Source organism: Shewanella sp. Isolate8, assembly GCF_022398495.1.
Taxonomy (GTDB): Bacteria; Pseudomonadota; Gammaproteobacteria; order Enterobacterales; family Shewanellaceae; genus Shewanella; species Shewanella aquimarina.
Genome location: NZ_JAKEVI010000001.1, coordinates 1659022 through 1683784 on the forward strand (window position 1 = coordinate 1659022; position 24763 = coordinate 1683784).

Here is a 24763-nt window from a genome sequence, read left to right on the forward strand (position 1 = left end):
TGTAAGCAGATTGTAGTACCCGTCGCATGATGTGAACGCTCCGATTAAGGCCTTAAGAAAGGGATGCGCCTGGCTATAGGCAGACAAGGGGATAAAGATTATAATCAAATGATAATGTTTTTAGTGCGAGGACTAGCCCATGGAAAATAAGACGGCACGTTTCACCGTGTTACTCGACCCCAGTAAGAAACAGGCGTTTGAACAACTTTGTGCTTCACAGGATCTTACTCCATCTCAGGTGGTGAGACAGCTGATCCGTGGCTATTTGGAACAACATGGCGTGAGCTATGGTCAGGCCGAACCAACCAAGAATCCTAAGGTTAAAGTCTAGCTAAGGGAGTGGCGAATCGGTTTAGCCGATTCTTAGCTGGCCTGGATATGATAATTTTATTATAATGCGATTATCATTGTGAGCAGTGCTAAGCGTACAGGTGGCGAGTGAGCGACCCGATACCCAGACTGATCCTTACCTTTTAATGAAAGAGAAAGAGTTATGAGCGATACAATTCCACCATGCCCAAAATGTGAGTCACCTTATGCCTATGAAGATGGCTCATTGTTGATCTGTCCAGAATGTGCTCATGAATGGAATCCTAACGAAGTAGCGGTCGATCCCGATGCGATCATCCTTAAGGATGCGGTAGGTAACCTGCTAGAAGAGGGTGACAAGGTTACCCTGATTAAAGATCTAAAGGTGAAGGGCACTTCACTGACCCTTAAAGTGGGCACCAAGGCGGTAATCAACCGTTTTGTCGATGCCGACCACGATATCGACTGTAAGGTTGATGGCCATGGTCAGATGATGCTGAAATCTAAGTTCGTGAAGAAGCAGAGCTAAGGATTAGACTTTCTCTTAGTCTTAGTCTTAGTCTTAGTCTTAGTCCCAGTCTCAGGCTTGGACCTATGCGTTAATAAAAGACCTGCCTCTGGCAGGTCTTTTTTGTCTCTCGTGCTAATTCGTTTTGTGTAAGAGAAGGTCTTTGCAAGAGCCGTTTTGTGTATGCAAGAGCCGTTTTGTGTATGAGTTATTTTTCTATGACCACGCGGCCTTTAGAGTCCTCATGGCTTACCGCTTGCCACCTCTGTTTCTTGCCTCGAATGGTTCATTCCAGCTTTCTTTAGCGCATTAGAGTAAGGGGCTAAAGAGATAGAAGAGGTGTTCTATCACCCTCTGGTACAAAGGCCTGCGCTGCCAACGCTTGTATTCGAGTTGCTCGGCGTTGTCGATATAGCCCTGCTGCAGCGCCCTTAAGGACTCGGCAAAAACCTTATCGTCCACCGCCAGGGTAAGTTCGAAGTTGAGCCATAGGCTGCGCATGTCCATGTTGACCGTGCCGATAAGGCAATGCTCATCGTCGATCAGCACAGATTTAGTATGCAGCAGACCTCCCCTAAATCTGTGGATCTTGACGCCAGCCTTAAGCAGCTCCGCAAAGAAGGAGCGACTGGCCCACTTGACCATAGTGGAATCGTTTTTCTGTGGAATGATGATGTTAACATCGACGCCGCGCGCGGCCGCCGTGATCAGTGCATCCAGCAGGTTTTCGCTGGGGACAAAATAGGGCGTGGTGATCACTATCTTACGACAAGCCTGGTAGAGGCTCTGCAGCAACACTTGGTGGATCACCTCTTCGGGCATGCCCGGCCCAGAGGGGATCACCTGTACCAGAGAGTCCTGTACTAGGGAGTCGTCCTCTGTGGGCGCTTGAGGAAGGCCTGGCGGCTCGGGTAAGCATCGTTCGCTGGTTTCCACTTCCCAGTCCCATGCGGCAACTGTGTTTAGTAAGGGCACGGCCGGGCCGATTAAGCGCACCATGACATCTATCCATTGGCCGACGCCTTCGCTCTGCTTAAAGTATTTGGGATCCACCAGGTTCATCGAGCCTGTATAGGCGATTTGATTATCGATAACGACTATCTTGCGATGCAGGCGTAGATCCAGCCGTCTAAAAAACATCCTTAAGGGGCTGACACTCAGCGCCTGGGAGATCTCTACGCCAGCGGCGCGCATCTGTGTTGGCCACGGAGAGTTAAAAAAGGTGCGACTACCGGCGGCGTCTAGCAGGATCTTCACCGCAACGCCGCGCTCGGAGGCATTTATTACCGCTCTGGCAACGTCATCGGCCAAGCCTCCTGGATGCCAGATGTAAAACGCCATGACGACACTCTCACGCGCCGCGTCGATATCTTGGGTAATAGAGTTGAGTATGCCTGAGGGCGTATGCTGCAAACACAGATGATTGCCGCTCAGAGAGGGGATACCCAGCTGAGTATCGCATAGCTGGCTTATGGCTCTGGCGTGATCGCTTTGACGCTCTGGCGTGTGCTGAGGGTGTTGATACAGCGCGGCGAACCATTGACCATAGGGCTTAAACATTGCCTTGGAGCGACTGGCTCGGGTTTGCCCTAGGTGCAATTCGCCAAAGAGAATGTAGGCGATAATCCCCACCAGGGGAAGAAAGTAGATCACCAGTATCCAAGAGAAGGAGACTCCTATGGTGCGGCGTTTAACCACCAGGCGCAGCGCGATGGCGCCGAGTAGCAGCCAATAGATGAATACGCCTGCGATGGCGAGAATTTGATGTACATTTTCCATAATGTCAGTATGAGCCTAGATCGCACTCGCTGAGTATGATTCGATAATGACGATGAAGCTAACTATAGCGTGATCGCTATCATATAGGCTAAGCTGCTGGTACCAAAGCACTATTTTTAACTGTCTCCTTAAGGCAGTTAATATCCATGATTAGAGTAACCCTGTGAGTCAAAAGCCAGCCAAGTCGACGCGATTGTCGCGCCTGTGGTTAAAATCATTACTATTATTACTCCTATCTGCGGCTGTCTATGTGGCTGTGGCGACCTATCTTAACGGCGAGCCTGAGGTGATGATGAGTGAGATTGAGCCTGTATTTGTCTCTCAATGTGTTACCGCTCCGAGTAGCCGGGTGCTCGATAGTGAAGGGCGACTCAGGGTGGGGGTCTGGAACATCTATAAGCAGCAAAAGAAGGGCTGGCAGCAGGATCTGACCGAGCTGGCCAGACGCAGTGAGCTGATGCTGTTGCAGGAAGCCAAGTTAAACGCTGGATTCCATCAATACCTCGACGGTTCTAGCCTGCATCTGGTGATGGCCAAGGCCTTTTCCCTACTCAAATCCCCGGTAGGTGTGATGAATCTCGCTACAGAGCAGGCGCGCGATGCCTGTGCCTACCATGCCGTAGAGCCTTGGATCCGTTTCGCTAAATCGACTCTTATCTCACGCTACCCCTTATCCAACGGCCAGACCCTCTTAGTAGTCAACCTCCATGGGATCAACTTTGACTGGCAGTTAAAGAGCTATCGTGCCCAGTGGCAGCAGATCGTTCAGAAGATCAATCTGCATCAAGGTCCCGTGATATTAGGGGGCGACTTTAATACCTGGCGTGGACAGCGTATGGCCTATATTGAGCAACTGGCACATCAACTCAGGCTGAAGGAAGCCGTGTATGAGGAGGACAAGCGCCATCGGGTATTCGGCTTGCCGCTGGATCATCTCTATTATCGAGGCCTAAACCTGATGATGGCCGAGTCCTTCACCAGTGGCGCGTCGGATCACAATCCCATCTGGGCCGAATTTAAATTAAAGCCTGGCGCCCATTAGCGCTGTTCCCAAAAAGACTAACCCTAATAGCCCTTGCTCTGATCACACTCGATAATTGGGTTAGGTTTTACTTATCAGAACGACCATGGGTAACGCTAAAGCTTCTATGGCAAGGCTCGGTAAGCTTGTATGCGTAGCAGTTTTTAAATAAGCGTTTTAGGTAAGTGTTTAGATAGGTGCTTACATAAATTTCTAAATGAGTATTTGAACAAACATTTGAGTATTACTGGTAGTCGAAGCGACACGCCTGCGTATGGCGATTGAAGCGCTCGAGGAAGCCTGGATGCTTGGCCAAGAAAGTCTTGCCAAAATAGACGCCAAGGTCGATGCGCATATTGGGCCTTTTCACAAAGGCGTCCAGTGACAGTTGCGACTGGCGCACCTGGGCTTCAAATAGCAGGGCATTTTCCATCACGCCATCTATACGCTTGGCGTCCAGCAACTTAACCAGTTCGGTGATCGTCGGAAACGTTTTCACCCGCTTAAACTTATTCTTGGCCAGCCAATGGGCGCTATTGGAATGGATACGCGCGCCAAATACTGTATTGGATTTTTGCTCATTCATACTCGCCGGAATCCGATAATTCTTGTGGTAGTAAAAGTTCCATTCCTGCTGAATGAAGGTATTACTCAGTACGGCGAATTGATCGCGCCATTCGTTGCGTGAGGCGGAGAAGAAGGCGTCATATTTTCCCTGTTTGACGCTATTTTGTGCCCGGCCCCAGGGAAGGAAGATCACCCTATAGGGTTGTCCCATTTTTGCCATGACACAATCGAGAGCCGTTAGCCCGTAGCCGCTCTCATGGGCAACGCCCTGTGCGTCTCTTTCCTGGCTATGATAAGGCGCCCAATGCTGAGTGGTTATGGTGACCAGCTTAGGCTTGCTCTTTTGTGATGAATTATTTTGATCGCTCTTGGCGTTGCTATAAAAGGCAATAGAGAGAATAGTGCCTATTACAATCAGGCTCGAGCAAAATATTTTCAGCTTTGCTTGATGATGAAAAGAGCGTTTGGACTGGGCTTTGTTAACCATGGCGAACCTCGTTAGGCCTCTAAACTCAGTGTAGTGTCCACCGGCCCTCTGTCAAAAACGCTTATGCCATGTACAGCTTATGTTGGAATGGGGGCGGGCGATTGGGGAGGGCGTTAGTCGAGATGAGACGTAAATCGCACCGTCAGGCATGAGCATAGCAAACGGCTTTGTAACAAAGCTTGTCTAATCTGGTCTGCCTGCTGCAATTTGCTTGGCAACGTGATTTACTATGGGCCAACTGGGTTAAGCTCATGTATCGGCTAAGTATCTCCAATGACAGCAACAGCTAAGCATTCATCAGGAAATTTTCAGCCGTTAATAATAAGAATCAAGGGAAGAAGCATAATGAAAAAAAGCATCATCGCTGCCGCCATCGTCCTGGGGCTAGGTAGTTTAACCGCTTGTCAGACACACCAGGCAGAATCGGTAAATTCTCAAGGGGCTAGTGCACTAGAGGTACAGGCATTAAGTTTTAGCGAGTTTTCAACGCAATTTATCGATGCCTTGTGGCAACAGTCGCCTACCTGGGCGCTCTATAGTGGCTATCACAAATACGATGGTGTGCTTAAGGTGCCAAATGCTCAAAGCCGCAAAGAGAGCCTAGCCTTCGTCGATGCCCAACTTAAGCTGCTAAATGGGTTCGATATGAATAAGCTCACGCCCAGCGAGCTGATCGACTATAAGCTTATCGAGAACCTATTGAAGCAAGACCGCTGGGAGACAGAAACCTTTAAGTCGTGGCAGTGGAACCCAGCTAATTACAATGTTGCGGGCGGTTTTGCACAGCTGATCAACGAAGATTTTGCGCCGCTGGACGAGCGTCTGCGCTCATTCTTGTCTCGTATGGAAAATGTGCCTGCCTACTATGTGGCGGCAAGGGAGAATATCGATAAGCCGACCTTGGAACATACGCAATTGGCCATCATGCAAAACCGTGGTGCCTTCAGCGTGTTTTCCGACGATCTGCTAAAACAGGTCGCCGCCTCGGGTCTTAGCGATGATGAGAAGGCGCTGTTCAATTCTCGTTTCAAACTCGTAGTCGATGCCATCAACCAGCATATCGACTGGTTGACTAGCCTTGAGGCTAAGCTAACCAAAGAGGGCGCCCGTAGCTTTAGAATTGGCGAGGCGCTCTATGAGCAGAAGTTTGCCTTTGATATTCAATCAGGCATGTCTGCCAAGCAGCTGTACGAGAAGGCCCTTGCCGATAAGGCCAGAGTCCAGGGGGAGATGGCTAAGATCACCAAGCAGCTGTGGAGCAAATATTTCAATACCCAGATGCCAAGCGACACTAAGGTGGCAACCCGCCAGCTGATTGATAAGTTGTCGTCGCGTCATGTTAAACGTGAAGACTTTGTGACCGAGGTGCGCGCTCAGATCCCCGAGCTGGTAAAGTTTGTCAACGAGAAGCAGCTGGTTACCCTAGATCCTAAGAAGCCCCTGGTTGTACGTGAAACCCCAGAATATATGCGCGGGTTTGCCGGCGCCTCGATTAGTGCGCCTGGCCCCTATGAGAAGACGGGCAACACTTACTATAACGTCACGCCACTCGATGGCATGAGCGACGCTTCTGCAGAGAGTTACTTGAGAGAATACAACCATTGGATCTTGCAGGTGCTCAATATTCATGAGGCGATTCCTGGCCACTATACTCAGTTGGTCTACTCCAATGAGTCGCCGAGTCTGGTGAAGAGCCTATTTGGCAACGGCGCCATGGTCGAGGGCTGGGCCGTTTATGCCGAGCGAATGATGCTCGAAGAGGGCTATGGTAACTTCGAGGCTGAGATGTGGCTAATGTACTACAAGTGGAACCTGAGGGTCATTGCCAACACGATTCTGGATTATAGCATTCAGGTGAAGGGGATGACCGAAGAGGAGGCGATTGCGCTGATGACTGAGGAGGCGTTCCAACAACAGGCGGAAGCAGAGGGGAAATGGCGCCGCGCGACCCTGAGTCAGGTGCAGCTAACGAGCTACTATGCGGGTTATCGCGAGATCTATGATTTCCGCGAAGAACTTAAGGCTAAACAGGGCGAAGACTTTAACCTTAAAGGTTTCCACGAACAGTTCTTAAGCTATGGTAGTGCGCCGGTGAAGTACATTCGTCAGCTGATGCTCAAGTAAGATAGACAAGTGATTAAGGCCCCTAAAGGGGCCTTTTTTGTCCCTTCGTCACAGCACCTGTGAGATGTCGGTCATAGTTTTATCCTCAGGTGAGATAAAGGACTGGATTGGCTCGATGAGTTAATGTAACCTTAATGATAATAGTTATCATTAAGGTTATTAAATGGAAAGAGTGCTACTCGTTGATGATGATCCCTTTGCGCGCGAAGTCCTTTATCTTGGCTTAATGGCCAGCGGGTATCAGGTGCATTGTGCCAGTAATGGCCAGGAAGCGCTGTTGATCTTAGGTAAAATGGCGATAGATCTCATTATCTTAGATGTTGAGATGCCCCATCTGGATGGCTTTGCGTTTCTGCAGGCACGCAGCGATAATCTGCCGGTGATCCTTATCTCGGCAACCGATGAAGAGGAGAGGCGGATAAAAGGATTTCGCCTCGGCGCCGATGATTTTATCTCTAAGCCGGTCAGTGTACGCGAGCTGGTGGCACGCATCGATGCGCTACGCCGCCGCGCGGACATCACTAAGTCCCAGTTAACCGAGGTTCTGCCGTTGCCGATAAAGGCGATCTACTTTAATCAGAATGACTTTAGCATCGAGGTAGCCGAAAGACGTGTCGCCTTAACCCAGACGGAGTTTAAGCTGCTCAAGTACCTTTTCGATCGCAAGGGTGAGGTGATCACTAAACAGGAACTGCAGCGTAGTGTGTTAAAAAAAGATCTCGGACAGTTTGATCGTAATCTGGATATGCACATCAGTAACACCCGGCGCAAACTGGCCAAGATCAGCCTGCCAAAAACCATCATCAATACGGTAAGAGGCCAAGGCTACAGTTTTCTTTGCTAGGACCTGGTTATCTTTCGGGTCTAACTTGAGGTCGAGCCAAAGCCGCTGGCGTCTTGTCCTTGTGTCTATGGTTTTTTGTAACAGTGCTTAATGCTTGGTGCAAAAGTCGAGCAATGGAGCAATGGAACAGAGTGGCCTAGCTTTGGCTTGGACTCGCAGTGTCCTGGCTTAGTCTATCTCCAGCCATAAGCAGTTGGACGCATATATCGGATGGACGCATAAAGATGTTCCCCTAGCCGCCGCTATCCGCATTTGTCGACTGTTTGACTGCGTTATCCCGGGTTGCTTTGCAACAACAAAACCGCCTTGATTCTGCCTTGTATAAATCTCCTTCAAACTGCTGTAAAAACAAACGGCAAAGATCAACAGGCCCTAGTCATTTTGACAGCAAAAAATCTGGCTTTTATTTGGCGCAAGCGGTGCGAAAATGGGGCAAATTAGTTTATCCTTAGGGGATCAGCAGACCCAAGACGTCTGCCTTAACTCAATGAAGGAATGGATATGCTAATCAGTGCCAATTTTGACGGCGGTAATATTGAGGTCATCAACCAAGATGATATCAATAATGTGCAACTGGCCATTAGACCCGATGAAGGGGGCGAGTTTTTTCAGTGGTTTAACTTTCGCCTACAAGGTGAAGTTGGCCAGCGCTATACCCTGAATATAATCAACGCGGGTCAGGCTTCTTACACCAAAGGTTGGGAAGACTATCAGGCTGCGGCAACCTACGACAGACAGCAATGGTTCCGCCTGCCGACGCATTATCAAGATGGCAAACTGACCATAGAGGTAGAGTTGGATTGTGAGATGATCCAGATTGCCTACTTCGCGCCCTATAGCTATGAGCGTCATCAAGACCTGCTCAGCGCCGTACAGGTCCATCCCTTAGTCTCTATCGAGCATCTGGGTAAAACCTTAGACGATCGCGACATGACCCTGGTAAAGGTGGGTGATGAAGATGAAGAGAAAGCCAAGATCTGGATCACCGCGCGCCAGCACCCGGGTGAAACCATGGCCGAATGGCTGGTGGAAGGTTTGCTAAATAATCTTCTCGATGGCGATTGCCCAACCGCCAAGGCGCTGCTGGATAAGGCTAACTTCTATATCGTGCCAAACATGAATCCCGATGGCGGTGTACGTGGCCACCTGAGAACCAACGCTAAGGGGGTTAACCTCAACCGCGAATGGCAGAGCCCCTCGCTAGAGAAGAGCCCAGAGGTGTACCATGTGGTCAATCGGATGAAAGAAACCGGTGTCGATCTCTATTACGATGTCCATGGCGACGAAGGCCTGCCTTATGTGTTCCTCGCTGGTTGCGAAGGTGTACCGGGTTACAACCAGAAGATGGCCGATCTGCAAGCCGATTTTGTTAAGGCCCTGCTGATGGCCAGTGCCGATTTTCAAGATGAATTTGGTTACGATAAGGATGAACCGGGTCAGGCGAATCTTACCGTGGCTTCAAACTGGGTGGCGCAAACCTTCGGCTGTCTCTCTAATACCCTAGAGATGCCGTTTAAAGATAATGCCAACATGCCAGATCCTATGTCTGGCTGGTCACCTGAGCGTTGTATCTACCTTGGCGAGGCGTCACTGCTGGCGATGCTGGCCGTGGTCGATAAGCTGAGATAGGAGGGGAGATGGCCTTAGTAGAATGCCCAAGCTGTCATAAGCGCATATCGAGTTTGGCTAAGAGCTGCCCGCACTGTTCTTCCGGCCTGTCGGGAGATAATGAGTCGCTTAATCGGATCAGTCATATTAAGCGCACTAACCAGCTAATGAATCAGAGTTTTCTGGCGATGACGCTGTTTATCGCCGGTGTAGTGCTCTGGTTTTGGGGCGGCGAACCCGCCGAGGGACTCAGAGCCAATATCGCTGGCATCTGCTTCGTCTTTGGCTTTATCGGTTATCTGATAGCCAGAATCCGCATCGTGTTACATAAACGGAAGAGTATATGAGTGATATCAATAAGGTGATCGATGATATGCCCCAAGAGGTATATGAGCGATTACTCAGCGCCGTCGAACTCGGCAAGTGGGAAGATGGCACTGTGCTGTCTGATGAGCAGAGAGACTCGACCCTGCAACTTGTGATGATGTACCAGGCTCGCAGGTTAGATCAGAAGGATCACTTCACCATCAATAATCAGGGTGAATTGAACGAGCTGTCGAAGGCTGAGCTGAAACGTCAGTTTAAGGGCGAGAGTATCGCCGCCTTCAAAGAGCAAGACCTCTAAGCGCAAAAAGCCCCTTTAATAAGGGGCTTTTTAATTCATCGTCTGTTGGCTAATAAGCTGTTTAGCTTATCGCCTTTAGGCTTCGCTAGTCTTCGGTCAGCTCGCCGCAGAGATCTTGCTGCATCTGCACCCGAATATCGCTTACCGAAAGCTCGGTCGATAGCAGGTAATGCAGTTTGCTGAGCGCGGCTTCCGTCGTCATATCGAAACCACTGATCACCCCGGCCTTGGCCAGCGCATTGCCCGTGGCATAGCCACCCATGTTGACCTTACCCTGCAGACATTGGGTGAGGTTCACCAATATGATGCCGCGCTCGTTGGCTCTACGCAGACACTCGAGCAGCTCAGGATTCTGTGGTGCGTTGCCCACACCGTAGGTGAGCAAAATCAGCGCCTTGACTGGCTGCTGCAGTATGTTGTCGATGATCTCAGTGGTGATCCCGGGGTAGAGGGTGACCACGCCTATGGGCTGTGGACTGATCTTGTTGACCGTGAGGGTATTGGCCTTACTATCTGAGATGCGTCCCGCCTTGAGGCGGATCTTAATGCCCGCTTCTAACAGGATAGGGAAGTTGGGCGAGGCAAAGGCATCGAAGCCGTCCGCATGGGCCTTGGTGGTACGATTGCCACGAAACAGCTTGTTGTTAAAGAATAAACATACCTCGGCTACCGGATAGTTGGCGGCGATATAGAGGGCGTTGAGCAGATTGGTCTGTCCGTCGGAGCGCAACTGGGCGAGCGGGATCTGCGAGCCGGTGACGATCACGGGCTTGGTGAGCCCCTGAAGCATGAAGGAAAGCGCCGAGGCGGTAAAGGCCATGGTATCTGTGCCGTGCAGGATCACGAAGCCGTCATACTTGTCATAGTTCGCCTTGATATCGTCGGCGATCATCTGCCAGTCTGTCGGCGCCATGTTGGAGGAGTCGATCAGGGGACAGTATTCATGGATGACAAAATCTGGCATCTCCTGGTGAAAAAACTCTGGCATGGCCTTTACGCAGTCGGTAAGAAACCCTGGTACCGGGGCGAAACCATTGTCTGTCTTTTGCATGCCTATGGTGCCGCCTGTGTAGGCGACATAGATGGAGGGCTTTTTCATTATAGTGATAGCTTTATTGATGCAGGATTGGCGCGATTATACTTAGGATGACGCCAATAAAAAAGCCCGCATCGGCGGGCTTTATTGTGATTAAGTCGCGATAGCGACTAATAGTTACAGCTGTCGCAGTAGAGATAGAGACCCTTTGGATCGTCAAAGGCGTTAAACTCTTCGGCGACGCTGCTCACCTGACCAAGCAACTGTTCGACTAGGCTGCTCTGAGACAGGCTCTGTGGCATATAACTAACGGCCTGGGCAAACATCTCTTGAATGAACAGCTCTTGGGGAGAGAGTTCCTGCTCGATCAATTTGGTATCGAATTTCTCAAGCTTAGCAAGCTCGGCCGCCTTGGTGACGGCCTGCTCAAGATCGCCGAGTTCATCGACCAGGCCAAGGTCTAGGGCACGTTTGCCTGACCAGACACGGCCTTGGGCGATTTTGTCTACCTCTTCGGGTTTCATGCCACGCTCCTCTGAGACGAGGGAGATAAAGTCCTGATAGCCGCGCTCGATATGACGCTGGATGATCGCCTTAACCTCATCGCTGATCCCTTGGGTGCTGGAAAACGACGTCCAGCCAGAGGTCGATACGCCGTCTGTGTGGATCCCGATCTCAGCCAATGAATCTTCGAAGGTGGTCATCATACCGAAGATGCCGATAGATCCCGTCAGCGTTGTCGGTGTGGCAAAGATATAATCGGCGCTCGCCGAGATCCAGTAGCCACCCGAGGCGGCGTAGGTGCCCATGCTCACTACCACAGGTTTATTGGCCTCCTTCAGGGCCAGTACTTCCTGGCGGATCTGCTCTGAGGCAAACGCGCTGCCGCCAGGGCTGTCGACTCTCAGAACGACCGCTTTTACCTTGTCGTCGAATCTGGCCTTGCGTAGCAGGGCAGAGGTGCTCTCGCCGCCGATCTGGCCAGCCGCCTGGTGACCATTGAGAATGTTACCCTTGGCCACTATGATACCGACGGCATCGTGCATCAGCACCGGTGGGAATTGTTGAATAACGCTCTGGTAGTCATAGAAGCTAATCTGCTTGAAACTGTGACCCTCTTTGGCTTTACCAACTTGCTCTACCATGTCCAGACGGAACTGCTCGGCGGAGGCGAGTTTATCGACCCAGCCAAGGTTCATCGCCATCTGTGATGAGCGGCCTTTGGCCTTGTCGAGTTCGCTAAGGTAACGCTCGGCGCTGAGCATGAGGTCTTCCTGCTTGATGCCGCGGTTCTCACTGACTGTGGCTTCGTAGCTATCCCAGATGTCTTGCAGTAGTTCGCGGTTGGCCGACTTGGCGGCCTCAGACATGTCGTCGCGCATGAAGGGCTCGACCGCTGACTTAAAGGTGCCCACCCTAAAGACGTGCGCCTTGATCTTAAGCTTGTCCAGTGCCGACTTAAAATATTGACGATAGCGGCTCAGGCCTTCGATCTCCACCGAACCCTGGGGATTAAGGTAGATGGTATCGGCGAAGCTCGCCAGGAAGTATTGGTTTTGTCCATACCAGTTGCTCATGGCAATAATTGGCTTACCCGAGTCTTTAAAGCGACTCAGCGCATCGCCTATGCTTTGTAGCTTGCTGATCCCCGTCCATCTCAGGTGACCAATGTCGAGCACTATGGCGGAGATACGCTTGTCGCTGGCGGCGTTATCGATAGCATTTAGCAGATCGGCGAGCAGGATCTCCCCGTCACTCTGGCCCCCTTTGCCACTCTTCATGGCTGCCTCGATGGGGTCCACCTGGCGCTTCTGCTCAACCACACTACCGGAGAGATCCAGCACCAATGCTGATCCCTCTTCGACGGTCGGGCTCTCCTCGCCGGCGAGGATCACAACTAATAGGGCGATAAAACCGAAGAAGAATAGATTTAAGATCACCTTGCGTGTGGTATTCACCACCTTCCACAAGGTGGAAAAGATCCGTTTAAATATTGAGGGCTTAGCGGACATTATCCACTCCTTTATGACTCTGATCCCTCTATGCTAACTGAAAATAGCCATGGGGGCGAAACACAATTGTAAATGAATCTTAAGCTTTGGCGTGCATTGAGTATTGAGCAAAATGGAAACACCGGGTATGCTGATTTAAATCACTTGTTTAAAAAGGATGTTTAAATGTCGTTTCCGCATTTATTAGAACCCTTAGATCTTGGCTTCACACAACTGAAGAATCGTGTGCTCATGGGCTCCATGCACACTGGACTCGAAGAAGAAAAGGGCGGTTTTGAGAAACTGGCAAAATTCTATCAAGAACGTGCTGCCGGTGGTGTTGGTCTGATTGTCACCGGTGGGATCTCGCCTAACCTCAGAGGCCGACTGGCGCCTAATGCCTGTCAGCTTAGCTTTCCCTGGCAGGTGGCCAAGCATAAAATCGTCACTCAGGCGGTACACGAGGCTGGCGGTAAGATCTGTATGCAAATCCTCCATGCAGGACGTTACGGTTATCATCCTTTTTCCCAGGCGCCGAGCAAGATAAAGTCGCCTATTACGCCTTTTACCCCGTCGGCCATGTCGGGACGTCAGGTAAGAAGCACCATTAAAGATTACGCCACCACGGCGGCGCTGGCTAAGAAGGCGGGCTATGATGGTGTCGAAGTGATGGGATCTGAAGGTTACCTCATTAATCAGTTTATCTGTGCCAGAACCAATAAACGCAGCGATGAATGGGGGGGGGAATTTAGCCAAAGAGCCAGATTCCCGGTGGAGATCGTCAAGGGTATCCGCGAGAAGGTCGGCAGCGATTTTATTATCGTGTTTCGTCTCTCTATGCTGGATTTGGTGGATAACGGTTCTTCCTGGGAAGAGGTGGTGCAGCTGGCTAAATGGTTGGAAAGCGCCGGCGTGACCATTATCAACACAGGAATAGGCTGGCATGAGGCCAGGGTGCCGACCATTGCCACCAGCGTGCCTCGCGGCGCATTCGCCTGGGTTACCGAGCGCCTTAAGCAAGAGGTGAGTGTGCCGCTTATTGCCACCAACCGCATCAATACCCCTGAAATCGGTGAGCAGATCATTGCATCGGGTCAGGCCGACATGGTCTCTATGGCCCGTCCATTCCTGGCCGATGCCGAGTTCGTCAATAAGGCGGCGGCTGGAGAGAGCAAGCTAATCAACACCTGTATCGGTTGTAATCAGGCCTGTCTGGATCATACCTTTGCGCTGAAACGCGCCACCTGCCTGGTTAATCCCAGGGCCTGTTATGAGACCGAGCTAGATTTTACGCCAACTAACAACAAGAAGCGCATCGCCGTCATGGGCGCAGGACCTGCCGGCATGGCATTTTCCATCTATGCCGCCAGCCGCGGCCATCAGGTCGTGCTGTTTGAGGCCAAAGGCGAGGTAGGCGGTCAATTTAACCTGGCCCGTAAGATCCCGGGCAAAGAAGAGTTTGATGAGACCATACGTTACTTCACCGAGCAGATGAAGTTGCATAAGGTCGAACTCAGGCTCAACACCCGACTGGACGCCTCAGTGGTTAGAGACGAGCCCTTCGACGAGGTGGTGATTGCCGCAGGTGTCGTGCCAAGAGCGCTCGATTTACCTGGCTTTAAGAGTCCCAAGGTTGTGAACTATCAACAGGTTCTCAATGGCGAGGTAGAGGTTGGCGAGCGGGTAGCGCTTATCGGCGCCGGCGGCATAGGCTTCGATATGGCTCACTATCTTGGTGAGCAGGAGTCGACAACGCTTAAACCCGATACCTGGCTGAAGCAGTGGGGTATCGACAAGTCCTATGGCGAGCGAGGCGGTTTGACTACACCTGAGTCTGAACATCCGAGCCGTAAGATCTATCTGCTGCAACGTAAAACCAGCAAGATGGGTAAGGGACTTGGCAAGACTACAGGTTGGATCCACCGCGCCGTGGCTAAACACCATGATGTCGAGATGCTAAACGGCGTCAGCTACGAGAAGTTCGATGAGCAAGGCCTGCATATCAAGGTGGGTGAAGAGGCCAAGGTACTCGAGGTCGATAATGTGGTCCTATGTGCCGGTCAAGAGTCCAACCGCAGCCTGGTCGACGAGATGAAAAACAGCGGGCTGCCGGTACACCTGATTGGCGGAGTGGATGTCGCCGCCGAGCTCGATGCGAAACGGGCGATTCGCCAAGGCGCCGAGCTGGCCGCAAGCATCTAAGAAACTTAAAAGTTGGCTACCGCTAGCTTGTGGTTGTTAAAAGTGAAAAGCTAATCCTTTGGGTTAGCTTTTTTTATGGTCTTGACATAACTTAAGCTAATGCTTACTAAGGTGGATTAGATAATGAACGAAATTAGAACAAACGCTAATACAAGAACGAGTACCAAAAACCATCGCTTGCTCGTTACTTTGATGGGCGCAGTAGCGGCTCTGGTGGTGAGTTTGCCCCTAAGAGCCGAAAGCTATGATGCCGAGCTCGCAGCAAGAGTCGGCGCCGATGAATATGGCATGAAGCGTTATGTGATGGCCATGCTCATGAGCGGTCCTAATCGCGACCAAACCGAAGAAGAGGCAGAGCGGCTGCAGCGGGCGCACCTGGATAATATCACTCGATTGGCCGAGGCTGGCAAACTGGTGCTGGCAGGGCCCTTCTTGGAAGAGGGTGCGCTTAGGGGGATCTATATTTTCAACGTTACCAGCGTCGAGGAGGCCAAGGCATTAACCCAGTCCGACCCCGCCATTAAGGCCGGTCGCCTGGTGATGGAGCTGCATCCCTGGTATGGCAGCGCCGCCCTGATGGAGGTTAATCGGCTGCACGATAAGCTAGCGAAAAAAGCGATCTAATTGACAGCGCAGTAAGACAGCTGAAGACTGCCAAAGCAATATGCGCAGTTTGTCTGCTGCTTTTCTGATGGACTGTCTATGTGGGCTAAGGCTTTGCCTAAATTTCTGTACAAGGTTTTGTTGAAGGCTTTGGCTAAGTTTCTGTACAAGTTTTTTTTAAGGCTATGCCAAGTTGAGCGCAGAGAGGGGCGCTGAGTGAGTATCTGGGAGTTAGTCGGCGGCACAGGCTAACTCGACAGAGACCTGTGCGGTAACGACCTCTGCCCCCTGGGCCGAGAGTGCCAGATCCAGATCGCCATCGGGATGACAGCAGCAGGGCAGGCACTCATCCTCTTCCAGCTCGACCAGCGGCTCGGTATGGTAGACGACACTGCCGCTATTGACCTTGGTCTTACAGGCACCACAAAAGCCGTTGCGACACTCAGAGAAGATACGGACTTTCTTCTGCTCGAGCGCCGCCAACAGGCTCTGGTGGTTGCTGGTATAGAGTAGGACAGGTTGCCCTTGAAGGCTCACGATAGGAGCCTTCTTAAAGATCGCCTTGTTAAAGGCCTCTTTCTTATAGATCAAAGTCGGCAAACTCACTTTCGTCGACAGAGGCGTCGATCTGACCCACAAGATAAGAGGATACCTCGACTTCCTGTGGCGCGACCTGTACCGAATCACTCTCCAACCAGTTCTTCATCCAAGGCAGAGGGTTGCTCTGATCGGCATATGGGCTTGCCAGGTTGACTGACTTCATACGCTCGTTGGTGATGTACTCGACGTACTGACAGAGGATCTGCTCGTTCAGGCCGATCATAGAGCCATCCTTAAACAGGTACTTGGCCCACTCTTTCTCTTGCTCGGCTGCCTTAACGAAGATATCGATCGCCTGCTGTTCGCACTCTTTGGCGATCTCGGCCATCTCAGGATCGTCCTTGCCGCCTTGCATCAGCTTAAGGATATGCTGAGTGCTGTTAAGGTGTAGGGCTTCATCACGGGCGATCAGGCGGATGATTTTGGCGTTACCTTCCATCACCTTACGCTCGGCGAAGGCGAATGAGCAGGCGAAGCTGACGTAGAAGCGGATCGCCTCGAGCACGTTAACCGACATCATGCACAGGTAGAGGGCTTTCTTTATCTCGCGGGTGGTGACCACTAGGGTCTTGCCGTTGATCTCGTGAGTGCCTTCGCCCATTAGATGATAGATCTGGCTGAGTTCGATCAGGTTATCGTAATAATCGGCAATATCGCTGGCACGCTTGAGGATCTCTTCGTTCTGGACGATGTCGTCGAATACTACCGAAGGATCGTTCACAATGTTACGAATGATGTGGGTGTATGAGCGAGAGTGAATCGTCTCGGAGAAAGACCAGGTCTCGATCCAAGTCTCAAGTTCTGGCAGCGACACTAATGGCAGGAAGGCTACGTTTGGCGAGCGTCCCTGAATAGAATCCAGTAGGGTCTGGTACTTGAGGTTAGAGATAAAGATATGCTTCTCATGATCCGGCAGCGCCGCATAATCAATCTTATCTTTGCTGACATCCACCTCTTCTGGACGCCAGAAGAAAGAGAGTTGCTTCTCGATCAGCTTTTCGAACACTTCATATTTTTGCAGATCGTAACGGGCAACGTTAACCGATTGACCGAGAAACATGGGTTCAAGCAGGGCATTGTTAGGTGTTTGACAAAATGTTGAATAGGCCATTTTTCTATCTTCCGATAAAGGGGGCAAGGCCCCCTGATAAAAGGTTAAAACACGTAGAGTTAGATCTTACAGGCGCCGCCTGCACAGCTATCGTCTTCTTTCTCAATGGAGGTGATATCGTCATATTTATCTGACGCACCGTCACGTGTGTTGTGATAGTAAAGTGTCTTCACACCATATTTGTATGCCGTTAGTAGGTCTTTCAGCAGCACCTGCATAGGCACCTTGGCACCTGGGAAGCGGCTTGGGTCATAGTTGGTGTTGGCCGAGATAGATTGGTCAACAAACTTCTGCATCAAGCCTACCAGCTGCAGGTAACCTTCGTTGCCTGGCATGTTCCAAAGTAGCTCGTAGCTGTACTGGTACTTCTCGAAGTCCGGTACCACTTGCTTGAGCTGACCGTCCTTACTGGCTTTTACGCTGATAAGGCCGCGTGGAGGCTCGATACCGTTAGTCGCGTTTGAGATCTGCGATGAGGTCTCAGATGGCATCAGGGCCGACAGGGTCGAGTTACGCAGGCCGTGGGTCTTGATCTCCTCACGTAGCGTTTCCCAATCCAGGTGCAGTGGCTCGTCACAAATCTTATCGAGATCGCGCTTGTAGGTATCGATAGGCAGGATACCCTTTGCGTAGTTGGTCTCGTGGAAGGCAGGGCAGGCGCCTTGCTCTTTTGCAAGCTTCATCGAGGCCTTAAGCAGATAGAACTGGATCGCTTCGAAGGTCTTGTGCGTGATGCCGTTGGCGCTGCCGTCTGAGTAACGTACGCCTTCTTTAGCCAGATAGTTGGCAAAGTTGATCACACCAATTCCGAGCGTACGACGATTCATCGAGCCTTTGTGCGCCGAAACGATCGGGTAGTCTTGATAATCAAGCAGGCTATCGAGTGCACGCACGGCAAGATCTGCTAGGCTTTCGAGCTCGTCCAACTTCTTGATGGCACCCAGGTTCAACGCAGAAAGGGTACAAAGGGCTATTTCACCATCGGGATCGTCGATGTTGTTTAGCGGCTTGGTCGGCAATGCGATTTCAAGACACAGGTTAGATTGACGCACCGGCGCAACCTTAGCATCGAACGGGCTATGAGTATTACAGTGATCCACGTTCTGGATATAGATACGACCCGTTGAGGCCCGCTCTTGCATCATCAAGGAGAAGAGTTCTACCGCCTTGATCTGCTTCTTACGAATGCTCTCATCTTGCTCATACTTCACATACAGACGCTCGAACTCGGCCTGATCTTCGAAGAAGGCATCATATAGGCCTGGTACGTCTGATGGGCTAAACAGGGTGATCATGCCGCCCTGAATAAGACGCTGGTACATCAGCTTGTTGAGCTGCACGCCGTAGTCCAGGTGACGAATACGGTTATCTTCTACGCCGCGGTTGTTCTTCAGCACCAGCAGAGACTCAACCTCAAGGTGCCACATCGGGTAGAACAGGGTTGCTGCGCCGCCGCGAACGCCGCCTTGTGAACAAGACTTAACCGCCGTCTGGAAATACTTATAGAAAGGCAGACAGCCTGTGTGGAATGCCTCACCGCCGCGGATTGGGCTGCCCAGCGCGCGGATGCGGCCAGCGTTGACCCCGATGCCAGCACGTTGCGACACATATTTCACGATAGAAGAGGCGGTCGCATTGATAGAATCCAGGCTGTCACCACACTCGATCAGTACGCAGGAGCTGAACTGACGAGTCGGCGTACGCACGCCTGACATGATAGGTGTCGGTAGCGAGATCTTAAAGGTCGAGGTCGCGTCATAGAAATCTTTAACGTACTGAAGACGCGTCTCTTTCGGGTAGTTGGCAAACAGACAGGCCGCCACCAGAATATAGAGAAACTGCGCGCTCTCGTAGACTTCGTGGGTGACACGGTTTTGAACCAGGTACTTACCTTCCAGCTGCTTAACCGCGGCATAAGAGAAGTTCATGTCGCGCCAATGGTCGATATAGCTGTCGAGTGTGTCTAACTCCTCGCGGCTATAGTCGTTAAGAATATGCGTGTCATATTTGCCTAGCTCAACCAGCTTCACCACATGGTCGTATAGCGAAGGCGGCTCAAACTGACCGAAGGCTTTCTTGCGCAGGTGGAAAATGGCCAGACGTGCAGAGAGGAACTGGTAGTCTGGTGATTCCGGCGAGATAAGGTCGGCAGCGGCCTTAATAATGGTTTCGTGGATCGCTTCAGTTGGGATTCCATCATAAAACTGAAGGTGTGAACGTAATTCGACTTCCGATACTGAGACATTATTCAGTCCTTTGGCCGCCCAAGTGATCACTCGGTGGATCTTATCGAGATCGATAGTTTCACGTTCGCCACTGCGCTTCGTGACTTGCATATTGCTGTTCATTGAAGATAAGCCTTGAATTAAATATCGCTAGGGGTGAAAAGCTCCACCCTACGTTTCCATGTAAAAACAATCGAAGATGTTAAAAAAGTACCTGAGCACTACTGCAGTTCTAGTGGCTTCGACCGCCGCCCATACACAAGATATGGTGTTTTTTCTTTAATAGGATACAAGATAGTGAGGTTGGTGGGATATTGCAAGCGGGTTTTTAGGGGACAAGTTGTGGATATCTTGGGGGTAAACCAAAGGGTTAGTAATGGCTTACCTTTAACCCTTGTTTTCAATTACGATAGCAAAGTCGGGTCAAGTTTTAGACGACCGATAACGCCTATCACGAAAGCTAAAATATTGGCCAGATCCTATGGATCTTTTTGTGCTAAAAAAGGATCGCGCTCCCAGTTAAGACGACTTTTTACTGATGCGTCACACGCCAGCACACAATAGCATGTGATTCATCTCTCTTAACAGACACTTATCCCTGTTTTAGCAGCTCAAGTACCTTAGATGGCGCCTCGAAACCAAAGTCGTGCGGCCATAGGTGTGCGTGGTCATTGTTTCCAATATAACCCCAATGCGCGATGCCGCCGAGCATGTCACTATTGCGTGCCGCCTCGAGGTCTCGTTTGGCATCGCCGAGATAGAGAATATGCGCACAGCTCACACCCAGTTGGGATGCGGCCAGCCGCATCGGTGCGGGATGGGGTTTACTCTGGGTGGTGGAATCGCCGCTGATGATGGCTGGCATCTTACTGGCTAACTCAAGCCTGTGCAGTAGGGGCCGGGCAAAGCGCGCCGCCTTATTGGTGACGACACCATAGGGGATGCGCTGGTCACTAAGGTGTTGCAGCAAGGGGAGCATGCCATCAAACAGCTTGGCCGCCTGGCCATTGACCCTGTGATAATGAGTAAGTAGCGCCTGCTGGATTGCCGCTTTCTCTTCATCATTAAGGTGGGGCTGAGCGGCTTCGACCAAGGCCAGGCTGCCATGAGACGCCGCAAAGCGAATATCTTCCAGCAATTGGCTGGGCAGTCCGAAGTCGTTTAGTGCGAGGTTTAGCGCCAGCACGAGATCTGGCGCCGTGTCGACTAAGGTGCCATCGAGGTCGAACAGTACACCTTTTATCTGCATTGTATCGATAGCCACTGCATCGATAGGCACTGCATCAATAGGCATTGCATCGATAGACATGCCTTCTGTCGCCAACCCTTTAGTCATCCTGCTTAACCGTGGCGATCATATAGTTGACGTCTAATGACTTGGTGTAACGGAAGATATCGGTCAGCGGGTTATAGGTGATGCCAGTGGCGTCGACGCACTCTAGCTCCACCGCATCGGCCATGCCAATGAGTTCCGATGGCTTGATGTACTTCTTATGATCGTGGGTGCCCACAGGCAACATCTTAAGTAGATACTCGGCGCCAAGCACTGTCTCAACATAGGCCCTCAGGTTGCGGTTGATGGTCGAAAAGAACACATAGCCGCCAGGCTTGACCATGTCGCTACAGGCCTTGATCACAGAGGCAGGGTCGGGCACGTGTTCGAGCATCTCCATGCAGGTGACTACATCATACTGACCTTTATGGCTGTCTCTGTGGTGCTCTGCCGTGTCCTGGATGTAGTTAATCTCAACGCCCATCTCTAAGGCGTGAAGTTTAGCGACATCGAGGGGCTCGGCGCCCATATCCAATCCATCTACCTTAGCTCCCAGACGCGCCATGCTTTCGGAGAGAATACCGCCGCCGCAGCCGACATCCAGCACACGCTTACCAAATAGGCCACCGACGGCTTGATCGATATAGTTGAGTCTCAGGGGATTGAGCTTATGAATCGGTTTAAATTCCCCTTCGGGATCCCACCAAGTGGCAGCCATCTTCTCAAACTTGGCAATTTCTTGCGGATCGACATTGGCATTACTAGTCTCAGAAAAATTTGTCTCAGAAAGGTTAGACACGGAGAGTCCTCTGAAGGGGATAAATGATGTAGCTATTATACCCATCGCCTTAGATAAACAAAGAAGAAGCCAGCGAAAATGTCTGCTTAGTCATCAGATTGCTGTTAAAGCGTTCATTCTACCTAAAACCGACTTAGGTTTTACGCCGTAAACAGATATTTGAGGTGAAATTTCAATAGGGTCTAGCGCCTTTAAATATCTGTGTTAGAATGCCAAATCACGTTTTCTGGCTTGGTAAAATATTGCCTGGTTTTTAAGCAGTATTTTGTCGGCTAAATTTCAAGGGATCGAGCAGTTTATGACTGATCTGGCTTCATCTATAACACCAATTAATATTGAAGACGAATTAAAGAATTCATATTTGGATTACGCCATGAGCGTGATCGTTGGCCGTGCGTTACCCGATGTGCGTGACGGTCTAAAGCCGGTTCATCGCCGCGTATTATTCGCGATGAACGAGTTGAAGAACGATTGGAACAAACCTTATAAAAAGTCGGCGCGTGTCGTCGGTGATGTGATCGGTAAATATCACCCGCACGGTGACTCGGCCGTTTACGACACTATCGTTCGTATGGCGCAGCCGTTTTCTATGCGCTACACCTTGGTCGATGGTCAGGGTAACTTTGGTTCGGTCGATGGTGACGCCGCGGCGGCCATGCGTTATACCGAAATTCGTATGGATAAGCTGGCGCATCAACTGCTGGCTGACCTAGAGAAAGAAACCGTCGATTACGTCCCTAACTACGACGGAACCGAGCAGATCCCGGCAGTGTTGCCGACCCGCATTCCTGCTTTGCTGGTCAACGGTTCGTCGGGTATCGCCGTGGGTATGGCGACCAACATTCCACCTCATAACCTTTCGGAAGTGATCTCCGGCTGTCTTGCGCTGATCGATGAGCCAAGTCTCTCTATCGAGCAGTTGATGGAGCATATTCCAGGTCCAGACTTCCCAACGGCGGCGATCGTCAACGGCCGTAAGGGTATCGAAGATGCCTATAAGACGGGTCGTGGTAAGGCGGTCATGCGCGCCCGCGCTACCGTTGAGACTGAAGACAACGGTCGTGAACGCATTATCGTTACCGAGATCCCTTATCAGGTGAACAAGGCGCGTCTGATCGAGAAGATCGCCGAGCTGGTAAAAGATAAGAAGATCGAAGGCATCAGCGGCCTGCGCGACGAGTCTGATAAAGACGGTATGCGTATCGTTATCGAGGTGAAGCGTGGCGAAGTGGGTGAGGTGATCCTCAACAACCTATACGCCCAGACACAGCTACAGACCTCTTTCGGTATCAACATGGTGGCCTTGACCAATGGTCAGCCTAAGTTGTTTAACCTTAAAGAGATGCTTGAGTGCTTCATCCTTCACCGTCGTGAAGTGGTGACTCGCCGTACCGTATTCGAACTGCGTAAGGCGCGCGAGCGTGCGCATATCCTCGAAGCATTGGCGATAGCGCTGGCCAATATCGATCCTATCATCGAGCTGATTAAGGCATCACCAACGCCAGCCGAAGCGAAAACCAAGCTGGTTGCGCAAGGTTGGGCCCTTGGTAATGTACAAGGCATGCTGGAGAAGGCTGGTGATGATGCCGCGCGTCCTGAGTGGCTGGCGCCCGAGTTTGGTATTCGCGATGGCCTCTACTTCCTGACCGAGCAACAGGCTCAGGCGATTCTTGATCTGCGTCTGCACAAGCTGACCGGTCTGGAACATGAGAAGATCCTAAGCGAATATGAAGAGCTCCTAGAGCTGATCGCAGCCCTGCTATATATCCTCCGCAGCCCTGAGCGTCTGATGGAAGTGATTAAAGAAGAGCTTCAGGAAGTGCTGGAAAACTTCGGTGATGAGCGCCGCACAGAGCTTAACGCCTCTGCGGTCGACATTAGCCTTGAAGATCTGATCAACGAAGAAGATGTGGTAGTGACTCTGTCGCATCTGGGTTACGCCAAGTATCAGCCTTTGAGCGATTACCAGGCCCAGCGCCGTGGTGGTAAAGGTAAGGCCGCGACTAAGGTGAAAGATGAAGATTTCGTCGAGAAACTTCTGGTCGCCAACACCCACGACACCATCTTGTGCTTCTCCGATTTCGGTAAGATGTACTGGCTCAAGGTGTACCAACTGCCGCTAGCAAGCCGTCAGGCCCGTGGTCGTCCTATTATCAACCTGCTGCCGCTGGCGGAAGGTGAGCGCATTACCGCTATCTTGCCGGTGCGTGATTACGACGCCGACAAGTATGTGATCATGGCGACTTCTCACGGCACAGTGAAGAAGACCTCGCTGGATCAATACTCTCGTCCGAGAGCTAACGGTATCATCGCCGTGAACCTGAAAGATGGCGATCAGCTGATCGGCGTCGATATCACTAACGGTGATAACGAAGTAATGCTGTTCTCTAACGAAGGTAAGGTCGTTCGCTTTAGCGAAGATCAGGTTCGTGGAATGGGCCGCACCGCGACAGGTGTTCGCGGTATCAAGCTAGAAGATGGTCAGAGCGTGGTCTCGCTCATCGTGCCTAAGAATGATGGCGCCATCCTAACCGTCACCGAGAACGGCTATGGTAAGCGTACGGATCTGGATGAATACCCAGCTAAGAGCCGCGCGACCAAGGGTGTAGTCTCAATCAAGGTCAGCGAGCGTAACGGCGCCGTCGTAGGTGCGGTACAAGTGCTTGAAAACGACGAGATCATGTTGATCAGCGATAAGGGCACCCTGGTACGTACACCTGCATCTGGTGTATCGACAATTGGTCGTAACACTCAAGGCGTGACCATTATCCGTACGGCAAGTGACGAGACGGTAGTGGGACTGCAACGTATCGACGAGATCCAAGATGAACAGGAGTTTGACGAAGAGGGCAACCCTATCATCACAGATACTGTCGAAGAGCAACAAGTCGAAGGCGAGGCGCCTGAGGATGAGCCAGACGTTGAGCCAAACGAATAGCGTTTAGCGAGATTAACGGGCGTCCCTATGGACGCTCGTTTTGTTTGAGCAAGTCAAACCCGCAATAAACAATAAGCCAGTGGCATTTAATCTGACGCAACACAGTTGAAAGA

Annotated in this window: 20 protein-coding genes; 11 read left to right on the plus strand and 9 right to left on the minus strand. The window is 51.2% G+C overall.

Annotated elements, in window-relative coordinates; genetic code table 11:
- Positions 1-139 precede the first annotated feature (139 nt).
- Entirely contained in the window at positions 140-331 is a 192-nt protein-coding gene (locus L1D43_RS07305) for a ribbon-helix-helix domain-containing protein (protein WP_033540539.1), read from the plus strand.
- 162 nt (positions 332-493) lie between these two features.
- Positions 494-838 (plus strand): zinc ribbon domain-containing protein YjdM, encoded by a 345-nt coding sequence (locus L1D43_RS07310; protein WP_011865729.1) that lies wholly within the window; start codon positions 494-496, stop codon positions 836-838.
- A gap of 288 nt (positions 839-1126) precedes the next feature.
- Here L1D43_RS07310 and cls read toward each other — a convergent pair whose 3' ends face one another.
- On the minus strand, positions 1127-2596 hold the full coding sequence (gene cls / locus L1D43_RS07315; protein ID WP_239850504.1) for a cardiolipin synthase: 1470 nt from the start codon (positions 2594-2596) through the stop codon (positions 1127-1129).
- Positions 2597-2759: 163 nt separating this feature from the next.
- Here cls and L1D43_RS07320 point away from each other — a divergent pair, with 163 nt between their 5' ends.
- Positions 2760-3638: an endonuclease/exonuclease/phosphatase family protein gene (locus L1D43_RS07320; RefSeq protein ID WP_239850505.1), complete on the plus strand. Its 879-nt coding sequence runs from the start codon at positions 2760-2762 to the stop codon at positions 3636-3638.
- Positions 3639-3861: 223 nt separating this feature from the next.
- On the opposite strand, the gene L1D43_RS07325 is transcribed toward L1D43_RS07320, so the two are convergent.
- The gene (locus tag L1D43_RS07325; protein ID WP_239850506.1) at positions 3862-4671 is read right to left on the minus strand and encodes a transporter substrate-binding domain-containing protein; all 810 of its coding nucleotides are present in this window, start codon (positions 4669-4671) and stop codon (positions 3862-3864) included.
- 345 nt (positions 4672-5016) lie between these two features.
- Between L1D43_RS07325 and L1D43_RS07330 the strand changes: the two genes are divergently transcribed.
- The 5 genes from L1D43_RS07330 to L1D43_RS07350 all read left to right on the plus strand — a co-directional run bounded on the left by L1D43_RS07330 (position 5017) and on the right by L1D43_RS07350 (position 9872).
- A complete protein-coding gene (locus tag L1D43_RS07330) occupies positions 5017-6795 on the plus strand; it encodes a DUF885 domain-containing protein (RefSeq protein ID WP_239850507.1) in 1779 nt (592 codons plus the stop codon).
- A 163-nt stretch (positions 6796-6958) separates the two neighbouring features.
- Entirely contained in the window at positions 6959-7639 is a 681-nt protein-coding gene (locus L1D43_RS07335; RefSeq protein WP_239850508.1) for a response regulator transcription factor, read from the plus strand.
- Between the two features lie 501 nt (positions 7640-8140).
- Positions 8141-9268, plus strand: a complete 1128-nt coding sequence (locus L1D43_RS07340) for a M14-type cytosolic carboxypeptidase (protein ID WP_239850509.1) — start codon at positions 8141-8143, stop codon at positions 9266-9268.
- Positions 9269-9276: 8 nt separating this feature from the next.
- Entirely contained in the window at positions 9277-9594 is a 318-nt protein-coding gene (locus tag L1D43_RS07345) for a hypothetical protein (RefSeq protein WP_041511287.1), read from the plus strand.
- On the plus strand, positions 9591-9872 hold the full coding sequence (locus tag L1D43_RS07350; RefSeq protein WP_041511286.1) for a DUF1315 family protein: 282 nt from the start codon (positions 9591-9593) through the stop codon (positions 9870-9872). Before L1D43_RS07345 ends, L1D43_RS07350 begins: the two co-directional genes overlap by 4 nt.
- A gap of 85 nt (positions 9873-9957) precedes the next feature.
- Here L1D43_RS07350 and ansA read toward each other — a convergent pair whose 3' ends face one another.
- Both ansA and sppA read right to left on the minus strand, forming a co-directional pair.
- Positions 9958-10971 carry an asparaginase gene (gene ansA / locus L1D43_RS07355; protein WP_041511285.1) on the minus strand — a complete coding sequence of 338 codons (1014 nt, stop codon included), beginning with the start codon at positions 10969-10971 and terminating at the stop codon, positions 9958-9960.
- A gap of 107 nt (positions 10972-11078) precedes the next feature.
- The gene (gene sppA, locus L1D43_RS07360; RefSeq protein WP_239850510.1) at positions 11079-12920 is read right to left on the minus strand and encodes a signal peptide peptidase SppA; all 1842 of its coding nucleotides are present in this window, start codon (positions 12918-12920) and stop codon (positions 11079-11081) included.
- 165 nt (positions 12921-13085) lie between these two features.
- On the opposite strand from sppA, the gene L1D43_RS07365 reads away from it, so the two are divergent.
- Both L1D43_RS07365 and L1D43_RS07370 read left to right on the plus strand, forming a co-directional pair.
- Positions 13086-15101 (plus strand): NADPH-dependent 2,4-dienoyl-CoA reductase, encoded by a 2016-nt coding sequence (locus tag L1D43_RS07365; RefSeq protein WP_239850511.1) that lies wholly within the window; start codon positions 13086-13088, stop codon positions 15099-15101.
- A gap of 192 nt (positions 15102-15293) precedes the next feature.
- A complete protein-coding gene (locus L1D43_RS07370) occupies positions 15294-15725 on the plus strand; it encodes a YciI family protein (RefSeq protein ID WP_239850512.1) in 432 nt (143 codons plus the stop codon).
- Positions 15726-15935: 210 nt separating this feature from the next.
- On the opposite strand, the gene yfaE is transcribed toward L1D43_RS07370, so the two are convergent.
- From yfaE to ubiG, 5 genes are all read right to left on the minus strand, one after another.
- Positions 15936-16304 (minus strand): class I ribonucleotide reductase maintenance protein YfaE, encoded by a 369-nt coding sequence (gene yfaE, locus L1D43_RS07375; RefSeq protein WP_239850513.1) that lies wholly within the window; start codon positions 16302-16304, stop codon positions 15936-15938.
- Positions 16285-17415, minus strand: coding sequence for a class Ia ribonucleoside-diphosphate reductase subunit beta (gene nrdB / locus L1D43_RS07380; RefSeq protein ID WP_041511282.1), 1131 nt, complete (start codon positions 17413-17415; stop codon positions 16285-16287). Before nrdB ends, yfaE begins: the two co-directional genes overlap by 20 nt.
- Before the next feature lie 59 nt (positions 17416-17474).
- Entirely contained in the window at positions 17475-19763 is a 2289-nt protein-coding gene (gene nrdA / locus L1D43_RS07385) for a class 1a ribonucleoside-diphosphate reductase subunit alpha (RefSeq protein WP_239850514.1), read from the minus strand.
- A gap of 469 nt (positions 19764-20232) precedes the next feature.
- Positions 20233-20976: an HAD-IA family hydrolase gene (locus tag L1D43_RS07390; RefSeq protein WP_345773699.1), complete on the minus strand. Its 744-nt coding sequence runs from the start codon at positions 20974-20976 to the stop codon at positions 20233-20235.
- On the minus strand, positions 20969-21757 hold the full coding sequence (gene ubiG / locus L1D43_RS07395; RefSeq protein ID WP_275659057.1) for a bifunctional 2-polyprenyl-6-hydroxyphenol methylase/3-demethylubiquinol 3-O-methyltransferase UbiG: 789 nt from the start codon (positions 21755-21757) through the stop codon (positions 20969-20971). Before ubiG ends, L1D43_RS07390 begins: the two co-directional genes overlap by 8 nt.
- 253 nt (positions 21758-22010) lie before the next feature.
- Between ubiG and gyrA the strand changes: the two genes are divergently transcribed.
- Entirely contained in the window at positions 22011-24650 is a 2640-nt protein-coding gene (gene gyrA, locus L1D43_RS07400; protein WP_239850515.1) for a DNA gyrase subunit A, read from the plus strand.
- Positions 24651-24763 lie beyond the last annotated feature (113 nt).